Annotated in this window: 13 protein-coding genes and 1 pseudogene; 3 read left to right on the forward strand and 11 right to left on the reverse strand. The window is 59.7% G+C overall.

Going from position 1 to position 15,410, the window contains the following annotated elements; translation table 11 throughout:
- Window positions 1-33 precede the first annotated feature (33 nt).
- The 3 genes from rpoD to rpsU all read right to left on the reverse strand — a co-directional run bounded on the left by rpoD (window position 34) and on the right by rpsU (window position 4,582).
- A complete protein-coding gene (gene rpoD / locus LRS56_29130) occupies window positions 34-1,884 on the reverse strand; it encodes an RNA polymerase sigma factor RpoD (protein WDU62718.1) in 1,851 nt (616 codons plus the stop codon).
- Between the two features lie 67 nt (window positions 1,885-1,951).
- Entirely contained in the window at window positions 1,952-3,922 is a 1,971-nt protein-coding gene (gene dnaG, locus LRS56_29135; GenBank protein ID WDU62719.1) for a DNA primase, read from the reverse strand.
- A gap of 444 nt (window positions 3,923-4,366) precedes the next feature.
- Window positions 4,367-4,582 (reverse strand): 30S ribosomal protein S21, encoded by a 216-nt coding sequence (rpsU, locus tag LRS56_29140; protein ID WDU62720.1) that lies wholly within the window; start codon window positions 4,580-4,582, stop codon window positions 4,367-4,369.
- Window positions 4,583-4,785: 203 nt separating this feature from the next.
- Between rpsU and tsaD the strand changes: the two genes are divergently transcribed.
- Entirely contained in the window at window positions 4,786-5,811 is a 1,026-nt protein-coding gene (tsaD, locus tag LRS56_29145) for a tRNA (adenosine(37)-N6)-threonylcarbamoyltransferase complex transferase subunit TsaD (GenBank protein ID WDU62721.1), read from the forward strand.
- A 32-nt stretch (window positions 5,812-5,843) separates the two neighbouring features.
- On the opposite strand, the gene plsY is transcribed toward tsaD, so the two are convergent.
- Window positions 5,844-6,413, reverse strand: coding sequence for a glycerol-3-phosphate 1-O-acyltransferase PlsY (gene plsY / locus LRS56_29150; protein WDU62722.1), 570 nt, complete (start codon window positions 6,411-6,413; stop codon window positions 5,844-5,846).
- A gap of 72 nt (window positions 6,414-6,485) precedes the next feature.
- Between plsY and folB the strand changes: the two are divergent.
- Both folB and folK read left to right on the forward strand, forming a co-directional pair.
- Window positions 6,486-6,838 (forward strand): annotated as a pseudogene (gene folB, locus LRS56_29155) (dihydroneopterin aldolase).
- A complete protein-coding gene (folK, locus tag LRS56_29160) occupies window positions 6,829-7,347 on the forward strand; it encodes a 2-amino-4-hydroxy-6-hydroxymethyldihydropteridine diphosphokinase (protein ID WDU62723.1) in 519 nt (172 codons plus the stop codon). The pseudogene folB and the gene folK overlap by 10 nt, the downstream one beginning before the upstream one ends.
- A gap of 34 nt (window positions 7,348-7,381) precedes the next feature.
- Here folK and LRS56_29165 read toward each other — a convergent pair whose 3' ends face one another.
- The 7 genes from LRS56_29165 to apaG form a co-directional block, all read right to left on the reverse strand.
- Window positions 7,382-8,611, reverse strand: coding sequence for a multifunctional CCA addition/repair protein (locus LRS56_29165; protein WDU62724.1), 1,230 nt, complete (start codon window positions 8,609-8,611; stop codon window positions 7,382-7,384).
- A gap of 63 nt (window positions 8,612-8,674) precedes the next feature.
- Window positions 8,675-10,240, reverse strand: coding sequence for a SpoVR family protein (locus LRS56_29170; GenBank protein ID WDU62725.1), 1,566 nt, complete (start codon window positions 10,238-10,240; stop codon window positions 8,675-8,677).
- Window positions 10,237-11,508, reverse strand: coding sequence for a YeaH/YhbH family protein (locus LRS56_29175; protein WDU62726.1), 1,272 nt, complete (start codon window positions 11,506-11,508; stop codon window positions 10,237-10,239). The genes LRS56_29170 and LRS56_29175 overlap by 4 nt, the downstream gene beginning before the upstream one ends.
- Before the next feature lie 117 nt (window positions 11,509-11,625).
- Window positions 11,626-13,548, reverse strand: coding sequence for a PrkA family serine protein kinase (locus tag LRS56_29180; protein WDU62727.1), 1,923 nt, complete (start codon window positions 13,546-13,548; stop codon window positions 11,626-11,628).
- A 283-nt stretch (window positions 13,549-13,831) separates the two neighbouring features.
- Complete coding sequence (gene glpE / locus LRS56_29185) at window positions 13,832-14,161, reverse strand: thiosulfate sulfurtransferase GlpE (protein WDU62728.1); 330 nt, start codon at window positions 14,159-14,161, stop codon at window positions 13,832-13,834.
- 9 nt (window positions 14,162-14,170) lie between these two features.
- Entirely contained in the window at window positions 14,171-15,019 is an 849-nt protein-coding gene (locus LRS56_29190; GenBank protein ID WDU62729.1) for a symmetrical bis(5'-nucleosyl)-tetraphosphatase, read from the reverse strand.
- Window positions 15,019-15,399: a Co2+/Mg2+ efflux protein ApaG gene (gene apaG, locus LRS56_29195; GenBank protein ID WDU62730.1), complete on the reverse strand. Its 381-nt coding sequence runs from the start codon at window positions 15,397-15,399 to the stop codon at window positions 15,019-15,021. Before apaG ends, LRS56_29190 begins: the two co-directional genes overlap by 1 nt.
- Window positions 15,400-15,410: the final 11 nt, after the last annotated feature.

The following is a 15,410-nucleotide window of genomic DNA, read 5'->3' on the forward strand; positions in this document are numbered from 1 at the left end:
CAAAACCCCCGGCCTGGGCCGGGGGTTCTGGTATCACTCGTCGAGGAAGGAGCGCAGATGCTCGCTTCGCGTCGGGTGGCGCAACTTGCGCAACGCCTTGGCTTCGATCTGACGGATCCGCTCGCGGGTCACGTCAAACTGCTTACCGACTTCCTCAAGGGTGTGGTCGGTATTCATGTCGATGCCGAAACGCATACGCAGTACCTTGGCTTCACGGGCAGTGAGGCCGGACAGTACGTCGCGAGTCGCTTCTTTCAAGCTCTCAACAGTGGCCACATCGATTGGCGACTGCATGGTCGAGTCTTCGATGAAGTCACCCAGATGGGAGTCTTCGTCATCACCAATCGGCGTTTCCATGGAGATCGGCTCTTTAGCGATCTTCAATACCTTGCGGATTTTATCCTCAGGCATTTCCATGCGTTCGCCCAGCTCTTCCGGCGTCGGTTCACGACCCATTTCCTGCAACATCTGCCGGGAAATACGGTTGAGCTTGTTGATGGTCTCGATCATGTGCACCGGAATACGGATGGTGCGGGCCTGGTCGGCGATCGAGCGAGTGATCGCTTGACGGATCCACCAGGTGGCATAAGTCGAGAACTTGTAACCACGACGGTATTCGAACTTGTCCACCGCCTTCATCAAGCCGATGTTGCCTTCCTGGATCAGATCGAGGAACTGCAGGCCACGGTTGGTGTACTTCTTGGCGATGGAGATCACCAGACGCAAGTTCGCTTCAACCATCTCTTTCTTCGCACGGCGGGCCTTGGCCTCACCGATCGACATGCGACGGTTGATGTCCTTGATCTCGGCAATCGTCAGGCCGGTTTCGGTCTCAAGCGCGGTCAGCTTCTGCTGGCAACGGATGATGTCCGGTTGCAGGCGACCAATGGCTTCGGCGTATTTCGCCTTGCCCTTGGCCAATGCGTCGGTCCAGCTTTCGTCAACTTCGTTGCCCGGGAACTGGCGCAGGAAGTCGGTACGCGGCATGCGCGCATCACGGACGCAGAGCTGCATGATTGCACGCTCTTGGGCACGCAGACGCTCAAGGGCACTGCGAACACGCTCAACCAAGCCTTCGAATTGCTTCGGAACCAGCTTGATTGGCATGAACAGCTCAGCCAGGGCCAACAGTTCGGCGATTGCCTGCTTGTTGCCACGACCGTGCTTTTTCAGGGCCTTGCGGGTGATTTCCATTTGATCGGAAACCGCGCCGAAACGCTGGGCCGCGATGATCGGGTCTGGACCGCTTTCGACTTCATCTTCGTCGTCACTGCTGGCTTCGGCGTCGTCGTCTTCGGCGTCGTCGTCCGCTTTCGCGGCTTTCGCATCGACAGGCGGCGGTACTTCGGCAGCAGGCGGCGCAATGCCATCGTCCGGGTCGATATAACCGCTCAGGACGTCGGACAGGCGGCCACCTTCGGTGGTGACGCGAGTGTACTCGGAGAGAATGTGGTCAACCGTGCCAGGGAAGTGCGCGATTGCGCCCATCACTTCACGGATACCCTCTTCAATACGCTTGGCGATTTCGATTTCGCCTTCACGCGTCAGCAACTCGACGGTACCCATTTCACGCATATACATGCGCACAGGGTCAGTCGTGCGACCGATGTCGGTCTCCACCGCTGCCAGCGCGGCAGCTGCTTCTTCAGCGGCTGCCTCGTCGGTATCGGCGTCGGCCAACATAAGGGCGTCCGCATCCGGAGCACTCTCGTGTACGGGGATCCCCATGTCATTAATCATGCGGATGATGTCTTCCACCTGCTCTGGATCTGAAATATCCTCAGGCAGGTGATCGTTGACCTCTGCGTAAGTCAGATACTTCTGCTCACGACCAAGGGTGATCAACTCTTTGATACGAGACTGCTGTTGCGCTTTTCCGGACATAACACCCTATCCACTGAAGGTCTTGGCGGGCAAAAAACAAGCCGAGGATTATACCCGAGCTATGACCTCACACGCCAGCTGAGGTCGGGTTTGATGCGGAAACATTCTGTTTTAAGAGGTCGCGCATCTGTTTTGCTATCTGAATTTGCTCTTCAGCCGATAATCCCGGCTGTCTTGCTCTCTTGATGAGTTCATCGAGGGTCTGCGTGTGCTGACCCGCGGATAACCTAGTAATGGTGTCTAAAAACTGTTGTTCAAGGTTATCGCCGTCAATTAGCCACTCCTTTTCCGCGAGTGCTTTCAATAAGCGGCCTTGTTCGGTGCCATGCCAACGAGCCATCAGCTGAATGGAGTTTAGCTTAGGATTTTTCTGCACGGCTTCGATCAGGGCAATCAGCACCTGAGCGTAGGTGTTGCTTTCGTTGGCAAAATGCTCAGCGCTTTCAACCTTGCCCGCCAATTGCGGGTGGTGGATGAGCGTGCGCAGGGCGATCAGCGTCGGAGCCTCCACAGCAACCGGAGTGCGCGGGGCGTAAGCCTCATCGCGATCACCGCGTTTGCCGTTCTTGCTCCAGGGTTTCTTGTCCCATTTCTTGCCACCGGCCCCCGGTTTCTTCGGCGTCCAGTCCTGCTGGGGCGCAAAGGCGTCCTGCGGTTGGTGGAAGTCGGAATAGTCCGGCATGGCGTCGTAATCCATGCCCGGGTCGTAGGCGGGTGGCGCATCCTGCGGCGCGCTGTGCACCAGCTGGCTGACGGCTTCACCGCTCAAACCGGTGATTTCCAGCAGGCGCATGCGCATCAGCGACTTCAGGTTCGCGCCTGGGACTTTGTCGATCAGCGGCGCGGCGAGGGTGGCCATGTGGGCCTTGCCTTCGAGGGAGCGCGGGTCGGCTTCTTCAGTCAGTTGCTGGAAGAAATAGTCCGCCAGCGGCTGCGCATGTTGATTGATGCGCGCACGGAACGCGTCGGTGCCTTCGGAGCGGACCAAGGTGTCCGGGTCTTCGCCCTCGGGCAGGAACAGAAAGCGTGCACGACGCCCGTCCTGCAGGCTCGACAGCGTGGCCTCGAGCGCACGCCAGGCGGCGTTGCGGCCGGCCTGGTCGCCGTCGAAGCAGAACAGCACGCTGGGCACTACGCGAAACAGGCGCTTCATGTGTTCTTCGCTGGTCGCGGTGCCCAGCGTGGCCACGGCGTTGCGCAGGCCTTGTTGGGCCAGGGCGATCACGTCCATATAGCCTTCAACCACGATAATTTCATCGAGGTTGCGATTGTTCTTGCGCGCCTCGAACAGCCCGTAAAGCTCCTGGCCCTTATGGAATACCGGGGTTTCCGGGGAGTTCAGGTACTTGGGCTTGTCGTCACCCAGCACGCGGCCACCGAACGCGATGATGCGCCCACGGCTGTCGCGGATCGGGAACATCACGCGGTCGCGGAAACGGTCATAGCGTTTGCCAGTCTCGGCGTTTTCCACCAGCAGGCCGGCATCGATCATGGCTTTTTGCTGCAGGGTGTCGCTGCTCAAGTGCTTGTAGAGGTTGTCCCAGCCTGGTGGGGCGAAACCGAGGCCGAAGTCACGGGCGATTTCACCCGTCAGGCCGCGACCCTTGAGGTAGTCGACGGCGGCCTTGCGCTGCGGATGGCTTTTAAGCGCCTGGCGATAGAAGTCGGCAGCGGCCGTCAGCAGCGGGTACAGCGGCGAATCGGTGGGTTGCCGCGGTTTGTGCGGGCGGCCACTTTCTTCGCGGGGGATTTCCATGCCGGCGGCTTTGGCCAGTTCCTCGACTGCCTGGGGGAAGTCCAGGTTGTCGTGGTCCATGATGAAGCCGAGGGCATTGCCGCCTGCGCCGCAGCCGAAGCAGTAGTAGAACTGCTTGTCGGGGCTGACGCTGAACGAGGGCGTTTTTTCTTTGTGAAACGGGCAGCAGGCGGTGTAGTTCTTGCCAGCCTTTTTCATTTGCAGGCGCGAGCTGACAACATCGACGATGTCGGTGCGGTTCAGAAGGTCGTCAATAAAGCTCTGGGGAATTAGCCCGGCCATGGCGTTCTCGTCATCACTGCGTGTAAATGAGGGCCCGTGAAGTGTTCAAGCGCACGTATCGAGTGCTCGAGCATCTAGCGTCTGCATGGGGTGTACGGAAGTGTATCTGCCGAATATTCACTGACGTTAGTTTCTAATCAGTCATCGGTGTAGAAATGTTGCCCCGGCGTCCGGTCTTGGCCAATGGCGGGCCTCGGAAACGCCTCGTTGGGCACAGTCGACACAGTGGGTCGCCTGTTTACAGAATGAGTGTGCTCGTCAGTAGCCTTGTTAGGCTCGTCAGAAGAGACGCGCACCGCTGGCAAAAAGCCAGTCCTGACGTGTAAAGCAGTTGTCTCGGTCGCGTGTGCGGCGTCGACGGTGAAGCATCAAGCGATATCCGCAAATGCCAACAGCCCGGCTGAGGGCCGGGCTTGGCAGAAGCTTGCTACGTAAGTCTGTGTATTAGTACAGACGAACGGCGCGGCGCTGTTCGCGCTGAACTTTCTTGGCGTGACGCTTAACAGCGGCTGCTGCTTTGCGCTTACGCTCAGAAGTTGGCTTCTCATAAAATTCGCGGCTACGAACTTCAGCCAGAACACCGGCTTTTTCGCAGGAGCGCTTGAAACGACGCAGAGCTACGTCGAAGGGTTCGTTCTCTTTTACTTTGACGGCTGGCATCCAGAGCTACCTTCTTTCATTACCGGGAATCAACGTTCTCGTCGCAAAAAATTCGCGGCTGAGGTCGTCGGTTTTTAAGGGTTGCGGATGTTAACCCCTCATTGCCCGGAATGCAAAGCCTCTGATCGAAAACCGCTAGTCGGGAGGGGGAGTGGCGACTATTATGCGCGCCTTCGAATTCAGCCTCTACAAGGCGCAAACCCATGCTAGTACTGGGACTTGAAACCTCCTGCGACGAAACCGGTGTCGCACTTTACGACAGTGAACGCGGGCTTCTGGCCGATGCACTGTTCAGTCAGATCGACCTGCACCGCGCCTATGGCGGCGTGGTGCCGGAGCTGGCCAGCCGTGATCACGTCAAGCGCATGCTGCCGTTGATTCGCCAGGTGCTGGACGAGGCCGGCTGCGTGCCGACCGAGATCGACGCGATTGCCTACACCGCGGGCCCCGGATTGGTCGGAGCCCTGCTGGTTGGGGCCTCTTGCGCCCAGGCGCTGGCGTTTGCCTGGGGCATTCCGGCCCTGGGTGTGCACCATATGGAAGGCCATTTACTGGCGCCGATGCTGGAAAAAACACCGCCGCAGTTCCCGTTCGTCGCTTTGTTGGTTTCGGGTGGGCATACGCAGCTGGTTCAGGTCGATGGGATTGGCCAATACACGCTGTTGGGCGAGTCCCTGGACGATGCCGCCGGTGAAGCATTCGACAAGACCGCGAAGATGATGGGCCTCAATTATCCGGGTGGCCCGGAAATCGCGCGTCTGGCCGAAAAAGGCGTGCCGGGCCGTTACACCTTTCCGCGTCCGATGTGTGATCGCCCTGGCCTGATGTTCAGCTTCAGCGGCTTGAAAACCTCCGCGCTGAACACCTGGCAGCAGAGCGTCAGCGCCGGGGACGACAGTGAGCAAGCCCGTTGCGACATCGCACTGGCGTTCCAGCAGGCCGTGGTGGAGACTTTGACCATCAAGTGCAAGCGCGCCCTGAAGCAGGCGGGCATGCAGCGTCTGGTGATCGCTGGCGGCGTCAGCGCCAATAAGGCGTTGCGTGTTTCGCTGGAGAAAATGCTCGGCGACATGCGCGGCGATGTGTTCTACGCCCGCCCGGAGTTCTGCACCGACAACGGCGCGATGATCGCTTACGCCGGTTGCCAGCGCCTGCAGGCCGGGCAGCATGAAAGCCTGGCGATCAGCGTACAGGCGCGCTGGCCGATGGAGCAGTTGTCACCGTTGTAGGCCGTAACGTGAGCCGGGCTCATCGCGGGTATTTAAAAATGCCGTTCGCGCCCGGCAAACAGGTCGCGTAAATTGCCCCGGTGGCGCCAGACGATCAGCAGTGTCAGCACGCTCATCGGCAGCAACGCCGCCGGTTCCTGCCAGGCCAGCAACGGCAGGGTGAGCGGGGTGGCGATCAATGCGGCCAGCGAGCTGGTGCGGGTCAGGTAGAACGTGAGCAGCCAGGCAAGTACGGCCAGCAATGCTGCCGGAGGGTAGATCCCCAGCAGCATGCCGGCCGCCGTGGCAACACCCTTGCCGCCGCGAAAGCGGAAATACAGTGGAAACAGATGGCCCAGGACGGCGCACACGCCCACCCAAGCCTGCTGTTGGAGGGTAAGGCCGGCGAGGCTGGCGATCAGCACGGGCAACAGGCCCTTGCAGACGTCGCCCAGCAGCGTCAGTACGGCGAGCTTTTTGCCGGCCAGGCGCAACATATTGGTGGCGCCGGCATTGCCGGAGCCACTCATTCGCGGGTCGGGGTTTCCCGTCAGGCGGCTGAGCAAAATGGCGAAGGACAGCGAGCCGAGCAGGTAGGCGAGAATCGCCAGTGACCAAAACATGCTAACTATTCCGGGCGAGGACGCCCTGATTCTAACGGGGCATCGCGCCCTTGTCGTGCTGCGGAGAAGAGCTTGGACAGAGTGTTTATCGAAGGCCTGGAAGTCGACACCGTGATCGGGGCCTACGACTGGGAGCGCGGCATCAAGCAATGCCTGCGCCTGGACCTGAGCTTCGCCTGGGATAACCGCCCGGCCGCCGCCGGTGACGACCTGACCCTGGCGCTGGATTACGCCAGCGTATCCGCACGTATCCAGGCTTTCGCCGAGCAATCCCAGTACCAACTGGTGGAAACCTTCGCCGAGCGCCTGGCCGCAGTGCTGATGAGTGAATTCCAGATTCCCTGGCTGCACCTCAAGCTGACCAAGCCGGGGCCGTGCCGGCTGCCAAAGGCGTGGGCGTGGAGATAGAGCGCGGATGTCGCTAACTCAGGTTTACCTTGGTCTTGGCAGCAATATCGAGCGCGAAACGCATTTGCGCGCCGGCCTGGATGCGCTCGCGAGCTTTTTGACCGATGTGCGCTGCTCGCCGGTCTTCGAAAGCCAGCCGGTGGGGATCAAGAGCGGGCCGTTCTTCAATCTTGTGGTGTCGGCCTATACCGAGCTGCCATTGATGGAGCTGGATCGCCGGTTGAAATTCATCGAGGCCGACAATGGCCGCTATGCGCCGGACCGCAAGGGGCTGCCGCTGGATATCGATGTGCTGCTGTATGGCGACCTGGTGGGCAATTTCGATGGTTTGGTTCTGCCGCGTGCGGAAATCCTGAAGAACGCGTTTGTGCTGTGGCCGCTGTCGTTGATGGCGCCGGATCGCGTGCACCCGGAGGTGGGCAAGACGCTGGCCGAGCTGTGGCGCGATGCACAGATCGACCAGGTGCTGGCGCCTGTCGGCTTCGAGTGGCAGGGCCTGCAACTCACTCCGACGAATCTCCTGTAACTGCGAATGCTCCCTCGCCACAAAAAGCGGGTATCTAGCTGATGTGGTGTTCTTTGTATGCCTTCAGCGCTTTGAGCCGTTCACGCTTCAGCGCCTCACCCAGCTCAGGGCCCTTGAAGCCTTTCTCCAGAAGCGGCGCCACGGGCACCTCGCGAGCCGCTTTCGCCGCCCCACGCAAATAATCCGCCTGTGGATAACTTCTTTGCTCCAGACCCTTGCGGCCTCGGGCGTCCATCTCGCAGGCGACAACGAACTCTTCAAAGCGCTGCGGCCTACGATACACGTCAAAACTCTGCAGCAACTCCAGCAATGTCGAGGCTTTCAGCTCCAGGGCGCGGTGGCCATGGGTGTGATACTGGCCGACCAGCAGCGCCAATTCCTGGCAATCCTTGGGCACCTTGAAGCGTTCATTCACCGCCTTGATCAGCTTCAGGCCCCGGTGTTCGTGGGCAATATGCTGCGGCAACTTATCCACAGGTGTCAGGCCCTTGCCCAGATCATGCAGCAGGCAAGCCCAACGCACAGTCAGCGGCTGTTTATGCAGGGCGGCCTGTTCCAGCACGCTCAAGGTGTGCACGCCGGTATCGATTTCGGGGTGATGGGCTTCGGGCTGCGGCACGCCGAACAGCGCGTCCACTTCCGGTATCAAGGTTTTAAGAGCGTCGCAGTCGCGCAGGACCTGGATAAACACCTGAGGCTGATCTTCCATCAGGGCTCGCGAGATTTCTTTCCAGCTGCGCTCGGGCGTCAGGGCCTCCAGTTCACCGGAGTCGCTGAGCTGGCGCATCAGTTCGAGTGTCTCGGGGGCTACCCTAAAACCAAGGTACGCGTAGCGCGCAGCAAAGCGCGCAACACGCAGCACACGCAGCGGATCTTCGGCGAACGCCGGGGAAACGTGGCGCAGAATGCGCGATTCCAGATCTTGCTGTCCGTGGTAGGGGTCGGTCAGGTTACCGTGATCGTCTTCCGCCATGGCATTGATGGTCAGGTCGCGCCGGATCAGGTCCTCTTCCAGGGTGACCTCGGGGCTGGCATGAAACACAAAGCCGCCGTAACCCCGGCCGCTCTTGCGCTCGGTGCGGGCGAGGGCGTATTCGTCGCCGTTTTTCGGGTCCAGGAATACCGGGAAGTCAGCACCCACCGGCTTGTAGCCTTTGGCGAGCATCTCTTCGGTCGTTGCGCCGACGACAACACGGTCGATATCGGTGACCTGGATGCCCAGCAGGCGGTCACGTACGGCGCCGCCGACTGTGTAGATTTTCATGAAAAAGCCTCCATTAGCAGCACAGGATACCGCCTGTGCCTGGCCAATGGAGGCTTTGCTGTTTCAGAGGTGAACGACAGCCAGGTCCAGGCGGCCGTAGTCGCCGTCGTTGTGATCGCCGCGGGGCGGCACGTGGTGGGTCTTCATCACCTGATCGCCCTGCAGGGTTTCCAGGTGGATATCAAAACCCCATAGCCTATGCAGGTGCTTGAGTACCTCCTCAGTGGATTCGCCCAGGGGTTTGCGGTCATGTTGCTGGTGACGCAAGGTCAGCGAGCGGTCGCCGCGCACATCGATGCTGTAGATCTGCACGTTAGGCTCGCGGTTGCCCAGGTTGTACTGCGCCGCCAGGGTCTCACGGATGGTGCGGTAGCCGGGTTCATCGTGGATCGCCGGCACCACCAGGTCATCCTTGAGGTCATCATCGAGGATGCTGAACAGCTTGAGGTCGCGAATCACCTGGGGTGACAGGTACTGCAGGATAAAACTCTCATCCTTGAAGCTGCTCATGGCGAACTTGATGGTCGACAGCCAATCGCTGCCGGCGATTTCCGGGAACCAGCGGCGGTCTTCTTCGGTCGGGTGTTCGCACATGCGCCGGATGTCGCGGTACATGGCAAAGCCCAGCGCGTAAGGGTTGATGCCGCTGTAGTAGGGGCTGTCGAAGCCCGGCTGGAACACCACGCTGGTGTGGGAGGTGAGGAATTCCATCATGAAGCCGTCGGTGACCAGGCCCTCGTCGTACAGGTCATTCATCAGGGTGTAGTGCCAGAACGTCGCCCAGCCCTCGTTCATCACCTGGGTCTGACGCTGCGGGTAAAAATACTGGGCGATCTTACGCACAATGCGCACGATTTCGCGCTGCCACGGCTCCAGCAACGGTGCGTGTTTTTCCAGGAAATACAGGATGTTTTCCTGAGGTTCAGCGGGGAAGCGTGCATTGTCCTTGTCGCTGTTTTTGCCGGCGCGTTTGGGGATGGTGCGCCACAGGTCGTTGATCTGTTTCTGCAAATGCTCCTCGCGCTCCTTCTGGCGCAGGCGTTCTTCCTCGGCAGAAATCGGATACGGGCGTTTGTAGCGATCGACCCCGTAGTTCATCAGCGCGTGGCAGGAGTCGAGCAGGTCTTCCACGGCGTCGATGCCGTGGCGTTCCTCGCATTGCATGATGTACTGCTTGGCGAACACCAGGTAATCGATGATCGAGCTGGCGTCGGTCCAGGTACGGAACAGGTAATTGCCCTTGAAGAAGCTGTTATGCCCATAGCAGGCATGGGCCACTACCAGCGCCTGCATGCAGATGGTGTTTTCTTCCATCAGGTAGGCGATGCACGGGTCGGAGTTGATCACGATCTCGTAGGCCAGGCCCATCTGGCCGCGGGTGTAGGACTTTTCGGTGCTGAGGAAGTGCTTGCCGTAGGACCAATGGTGATAGCCCAGGGGCATGCCGACGGAGGCGTAGGCATCCATCATCTGTTCGGCGGTGATCACTTCGATCTGGTTGGGGTAGGTGTCTAGGGCATAACCCGCCGCGATACGGCTGATTTCCCGGTCATAGGCCTGGATCAGTTCAAAGGTCCATTCGGACCCGGTTGAGATGGGTTGGCGCTTAGTCTCTTTTTTGGCGGTCATGTCACTAACCTGCGCTGGAAGAGTTCACGGAAGACCGGGTAGATATCGCCGGCCGAGACCAGTTGCTGCTGGGCGAAAGTGTCGGCAAAGGCTTCGCCGATGCGCTCATATTCGAACCACAGGGCCTGGTGCTCACGGGGGGTGATTTCAACGTAAGTGTAGTACTGCACGAACGGCATGATCTGGTTGATCAGAATGTCGCGGCAGATCGGCGAGTCATCGTTCCAGTTGTCGCCGTCAGACGCCTGGGCCGCGTAGATATTCCATTCATTGGCCGGATAGCGCTCGGCCATGATCTCCTGCATCAGTTTCAACGCGCTGGACACGATGGTGCCGCCGGTTTCCCGCGAATAGAAAAACTCCTCTTCGTCCACTTCCCGGGCGCTGGTGTGATGGCGGATGAATACCACGTCGATCTTGTCGTAATTGCGCTTCAAAAACAGGTACAGCAGGATGAAGAAGCGCTTGGCGATGTCCTTGGTGGCCTGGGTCATGGAGCCGGAGACGTCCATCAGGCAGAACATCACGGCCTTGGAGCTGGGGTTGGGTTGCTTGACCAGCAGGTTGTATTTGAGGTCGAAAGTATCGAGGAACGGCACGCGGTGAATCCGTGCGCTGAGTTTCTCGATTTCGGCTTCTATTTGCTGGATATCACCGAAGTTATCCGGCTCTTCACGCTTCAAGCGCGCCAGCTCTTCCTTGGCTTCTTTCAATTTGGCGCGGCTGCTGCCGGACAGTGCGATGCGCCGGGCGTGGGCTGAGCGCAGTGTGCGGATGATGTTGATCCGCGACGGGTTGCCCTCGTTGCTGATCCCGGCGCGCACGGTCTTGAAGGTATCGGTGCCGGTCAGGTTGCGTTTGACCAGGTTGGGCAGTTCCAGGTCCTCGAACATGAACTCGAGGAATTCTTCCTGGGTGATCTGGAACACGAACTCATCCATGCCTTCGCCGGAGTTGCCGGCCTTGCCTGGGCCTTTGCCGCCACCCCCACCCTGGGGGCGCTGGATATGTTCGCCGGTGGTGAATTCCTTGTTGCCCGGGTGCACAACGGTCTGTTTGCCGCCCCGGCCGTGGTGCAGCACCGGTTCGTCGATGTCGCGTCCGGGAATGCTGATTTGCTCGCCATGCTCCATGTCAGTGATGGAGCGGCGGCTGACGGCCTCTTCAACGGCCTTTTTGATGTGGTCACGGTAACGCCGCAGGAAACGCTGGCGGTTTACCGTGCTCTTGTTCTTGCCATTGAGGCGTCGGTCGATCACATAGCTCATAGGCCCCTCCGGGGAGCTTCAAGTCGTAAGCTGCAAACTGCAAGAAAGAGCCCGTACGTGCCGGGCTCAGTGGCTCTTCTCTTGCGGCTTGAAGCTAGAAGCTTGCAGCTGCTTCTCTCACTGCGATTTACGAACCCGCAGATACCACTCGGAGAGCAGCCGTACCTGTTTGTCGGTGTAGCCACGCTCGACCATTCGTGTGACGAAGTCGTTGTGTTTTTGCTGATCCTCCTTGCTGGCCTTGGCATTGAAGCTGATGACCGGCAGCAGATCCTCGGTGTTGGAGAACATTTTCTTCTCGATGACCACCCGCAGCTTCTCGTAGCTGAGCCAGGTAGGGTTCTTGCCGTTGTTGTTGGCGCGGGCACGCAGTACGAAGTTGACGATTTCGTTGCGGAAATCCTTCGGATTGCTGATGCCGGCGGGTTTTTCGATTTTCTCCAGTTCCTCGTTGAGGGCCACGCGGTTGAGGATCTCGCCGGTTTCCGGGTCGCGGTATTCCTGGTCCTGAATCCAGAAGTCGGCGTACAGCACGTAGCGGTCGAAGATGTTCTGGCCGTACTCGCTGTAGGACTCCAGGTAAGCGGTCTGGATTTCCTTGCCGATAAACTCGATGTAGCGCGGTGCCAGGTATTCCTTGAGGAAGCGCAGGTAGCGTTCGCGGGTTTCGGCCTGGAATTGTTCCTGTTCGATCTGCTGTTCCAGCACATAGAGCAAGTGCACCGGGTTGGCGGCGATTTCGTGCGGGTCGAAGTTGAAGACCTTGGACAGGATCTTGAACGCGAACCGAGTGGACAGGCCGTTCATGCCCTCATCCACACCCGCGGTGTCGCGGTATTCCTGGATCGACTTGGCCTTGGGGTCGGTGTCCTTGAGGTTTTCGCCGTCGTACACCCGCATTTTCGAATAGATATTCGAGTTCTCCGGTTCCTTGAGGCGCGACAGCACAGTGAACTGGGCGAGCATCTTCAGGGTGTCGGGTGCGCAATGGGCCTTGGCCAGGGAGCTGTTGAACAGCAGCTTGTCGTAGATCTTGATCTCGTCGCTGACCCGCAGGCAGTACGGGACCTTGACGATGTAGATCCGGTCGATGAAGGCTTCGTTGTTCTTGTTGTTGCGGAAGGTGTGCCATTCCGATTCGTTGGAGTGGGCCAGCAGAATCCCGGTAAACGGAATCGCGCCCAAGCCTTCGGTACTGTTGTAGTTGCCTTCCTGGGTGGCGGTCAGCAGCGGGTGCAGCACCTTGATTGGGGCCTTGAACATCTCGACGAATTCCATCAGGCCCTGGTTGGCCCGGCACAGTGCGCCTGAGTAGCTATAGGCGTCGGCGTCGTTTTGCGGGAATTCTTCCAGTTTGCGGATATCGACCTTGCCCACCAATGCCGAAATATCCTGGTTGTTCTCATCCCCCGGTTCGGTTTTGGCCACGCCGATCTGGTTGAGGATCGACGGATAGAGTTTCACCACGCGGAATTGGCTGATATCACCGCCGAACTCGGCCAGGCGCTTGGTGGCCCAGGGCGACATGATGGTATTGAGGTAGCGCCGTGGGATGCCGAAATCTTCTTCGAGAATCGCGCCATCTTCCGTGGCGTTGAACAGGCCCAGGGGCGACTCGAAGACCGGTGAGCCCTTGATGGCGTAGAAGGGCACTTTCTCGATCAGCTGTTTGAGTTTTTCAGCCAGGGACGATTTACCGCCGCCGACGGGGCCGAGCAGGTAGAGGATCTGTTTCTTCTCTTCCAGGCCCTGAGCGGCATGGCGGAAGTAGGAGACGATCTGGTCAATGCATTCTTCCATTCCGTGGAAGTCTTCAAAGGCCGGGTAGCGGCGGATCACCTTGTTGGAGAAGATTCGCGACAGCCGCGAATTATTCGCGGTTTCCACCAGCTCCGGCTCGCCAATTGCCAAGAGCAGGCGTTCGGCAGCAGATGCGTAGGTGCTTCGATCCTGTTTGCACAGCTCGAGATACTCTTGCAGCGTGAGTTCTTCCTGCTGTGTGGATGCGAAGCGTTGTTGGAAGTGGCTAAAAATACTCATGACGTCGTCACCTCGCTCGATACGTGGAGCCGACGCCGGATCAATCAGTCGATGCTGGCAGACATTGACGAACGCCAATGGCCGTTTTCCCCCCAGAACACCCTGAAACGCTACCGATGACCCGCACGCCGGTGTACCGGCTCTCCCCTGATTCGGATGGCCTGCGCTTAAGGATAGTCGGAATCGGGGAGGTCAAGGCGCAAGAGGCGATTACTTTGCCCGCGCCGTTCGTCAGAAACGGCGCGAGCCCAAGCGTCACGCGGGGTAGCGGGGTGTGAAAAAATTATTGCGAATCGTCCGAGGCGATTTCTGCAGGATACGTCGCACGCCACAGCTCAAAGCCACCATCCAGGCTATAGACGTCCGAGAACCCCTGGCTGATCAGATAGGCCGCCGCGCTCTGGCTGGAATTGCCGTGGTAGCAGGCCACGATCACCGGCGCATCGAGGTCGGCAGCGCGGATGAAGTCGGCAATGTTGGTGTTGTCCAAATGCTGTGCGCCGCTGATGTGGGCCGCGGCATAGGTTGGCTGGTCGCGGATGTCGACCACCACGGCGCCTTGTTCGCGCAGGGCCTGGGCTTGTTCGGGGGGGATACGTTTGAATTCGCTCATGGCGGGCTCCTATGGCTTGGCTGCCGGCTGTGTCGTGGAAAGGGGCGGTTCGCACTGGCAGCTTACGCGCTCGCCGGTGTCGATATTCATCAGGGTCATGGCGCCGCCCCACACGCAACCGGTGTCGAGGGCGAACACGCCGGGTTCGTCGCACTTGCCTTCGAGGGCCGCCCAGTGGCCGAAGATGATCTTCGTGTCACGGGCCTTGCGCTCCTTGTGGGCGAACCAGGGTTTGTAGCCGGGCAGCGCGGTGTCGGCGCCTTCCTTGCTCTTGAGGTCGAGCTTGCCCTCGGCGGTGCAAAAGCGCATGCGGGTGAAGTAGTTGGTGATCACCCGCAGGCGCGCGACACCGGTGAGGTCGTTGTCCCACTTCACCGGCTCGTTGCCATACATGCCGTCGAGGTAGGCGGTGTACAGGTTGTCATCGGCCAGGGCGGTTTCGACTTCGGCGGCGCACTTGAGGGCTTTTTTCAGTGTCCACTGCGGCGGGATGCCCGCATGGACCAAGGCCATGTTGCGGCCTTCGTCGTAATGCATGAGCTTTTGGCGGCGCAGCCAGTCCAGCAGCTCGGTGCGGTCTGGCGCTTCAAGGATTTCGCGCAGGGTGTCGCCCTTTTTCAGGCGCTCAATGTTCTTGCTGACTGCCAGCAGGTGCAGGTCGTGGTTGCCCAGCACGCACACCAGCGAGTCGCGCAGGCTATAGAGGTAGCGCAGGGTCTCCAGGGAGGCGGGGCCACGGTTGACCAGGTCACCGACCAGCCACAGGCGATCGCTCGCCGGGTTGAAGGCAACGCGTTCCAGCAGACACTTGAGGGGTTCCAGGCAGCCTTGCAGGTCACCGACCGCGTAGGTCGCCATCAGTGCAGGGCTCCGGGCACCGCCAGGCGGAAGGGCGCAATGATGGCGTCGAACAACTGACCATCGGTGGCTTTCATCTGATAGGAGCCTTGCATGGTGCCGACCTTGGAGGTCATGACCGTGCCGCTGCTGTAGGTATGGCTGGCGCCGATGTCGATCAAGGGCTGCTGGCCGACCACGCCGGCGCCGCGAACTTCCTCGACCTGACCGTCACCGTCGGTGATCACCCAGTGGCGTGAGAGCAGCTTGGCCGGGACCAGCCCGTTGTTTTTCACCGTGATGGTGTAGGCAAAGGCGAAGCGGTTTTGTTCAGGTTGCGATTGGTCCGCCAGGAAGCGGGTCACGACGCTGACGTCGATCTGGTAGCGAGGATCGGACATGCAAGAGGCCT

Origin of the sequence: Pseudomonas poae (genome assembly GCA_028869255.1) — a bacterium.
In the GTDB taxonomy this organism is placed as follows: domain Bacteria; phylum Pseudomonadota; class Gammaproteobacteria; order Pseudomonadales; family Pseudomonadaceae; genus Aquipseudomonas; species Aquipseudomonas poae_C.

Coding starts and splice junctions, on each gene's coding strand:
- rpoD (WDU62718.1), bottom strand. CDS start 1,884: ATGTCCGGAAAAGCGCAACAGCAGTCTCGTATCAAAGAGTTGATCACC.
- dnaG (WDU62719.1), bottom strand. CDS start 3,922: ATGGCCGGGCTAATTCCCCAGAGCTTTATTGACGACCTTCTGAACCGC.
- rpsU (WDU62720.1), bottom strand. CDS start 4,582: ATGCCAGCCGTCAAAGTAAAAGAGAACGAACCCTTCGACGTAGCTCTG.
- tsaD (WDU62721.1), top strand. CDS start 4,786: ATGCTAGTACTGGGACTTGAAACCTCCTGCGACGAAACCGGTGTCGCA.
- plsY (WDU62722.1), bottom strand. CDS start 6,413: ATGTTTTGGTCACTGGCGATTCTCGCCTACCTGCTCGGCTCGCTGTCC.
- folK (WDU62723.1), top strand. CDS start 6,829: ATGTCGCTAACTCAGGTTTACCTTGGTCTTGGCAGCAATATCGAGCGC.
- LRS56_29165 (WDU62724.1), bottom strand. CDS start 8,611: ATGAAAATCTACACAGTCGGCGGCGCCGTACGTGACCGCCTGCTGGGC.
- LRS56_29170 (WDU62725.1), bottom strand. CDS start 10,240: ATGACCGCCAAAAAAGAGACTAAGCGCCAACCCATCTCAACCGGGTCC.
- LRS56_29175 (WDU62726.1), bottom strand. CDS start 11,508: ATGAGCTATGTGATCGACCGACGCCTCAATGGCAAGAACAAGAGCACG.
- LRS56_29180 (WDU62727.1), bottom strand. CDS start 13,548: ATGAGTATTTTTAGCCACTTCCAACAACGCTTCGCATCCACACAGCAG.
- glpE (WDU62728.1), bottom strand. CDS start 14,161: ATGAGCGAATTCAAACGTATCCCCCCCGAACAAGCCCAGGCCCTGCGC.
- LRS56_29190 (WDU62729.1), bottom strand. CDS start 15,019: ATGGCGACCTACGCGGTCGGTGACCTGCAAGGCTGCCTGGAACCCCTC.
- apaG (WDU62730.1), bottom strand. CDS start 15,399: ATGTCCGATCCTCGCTACCAGATCGACGTCAGCGTCGTGACCCGCTTC.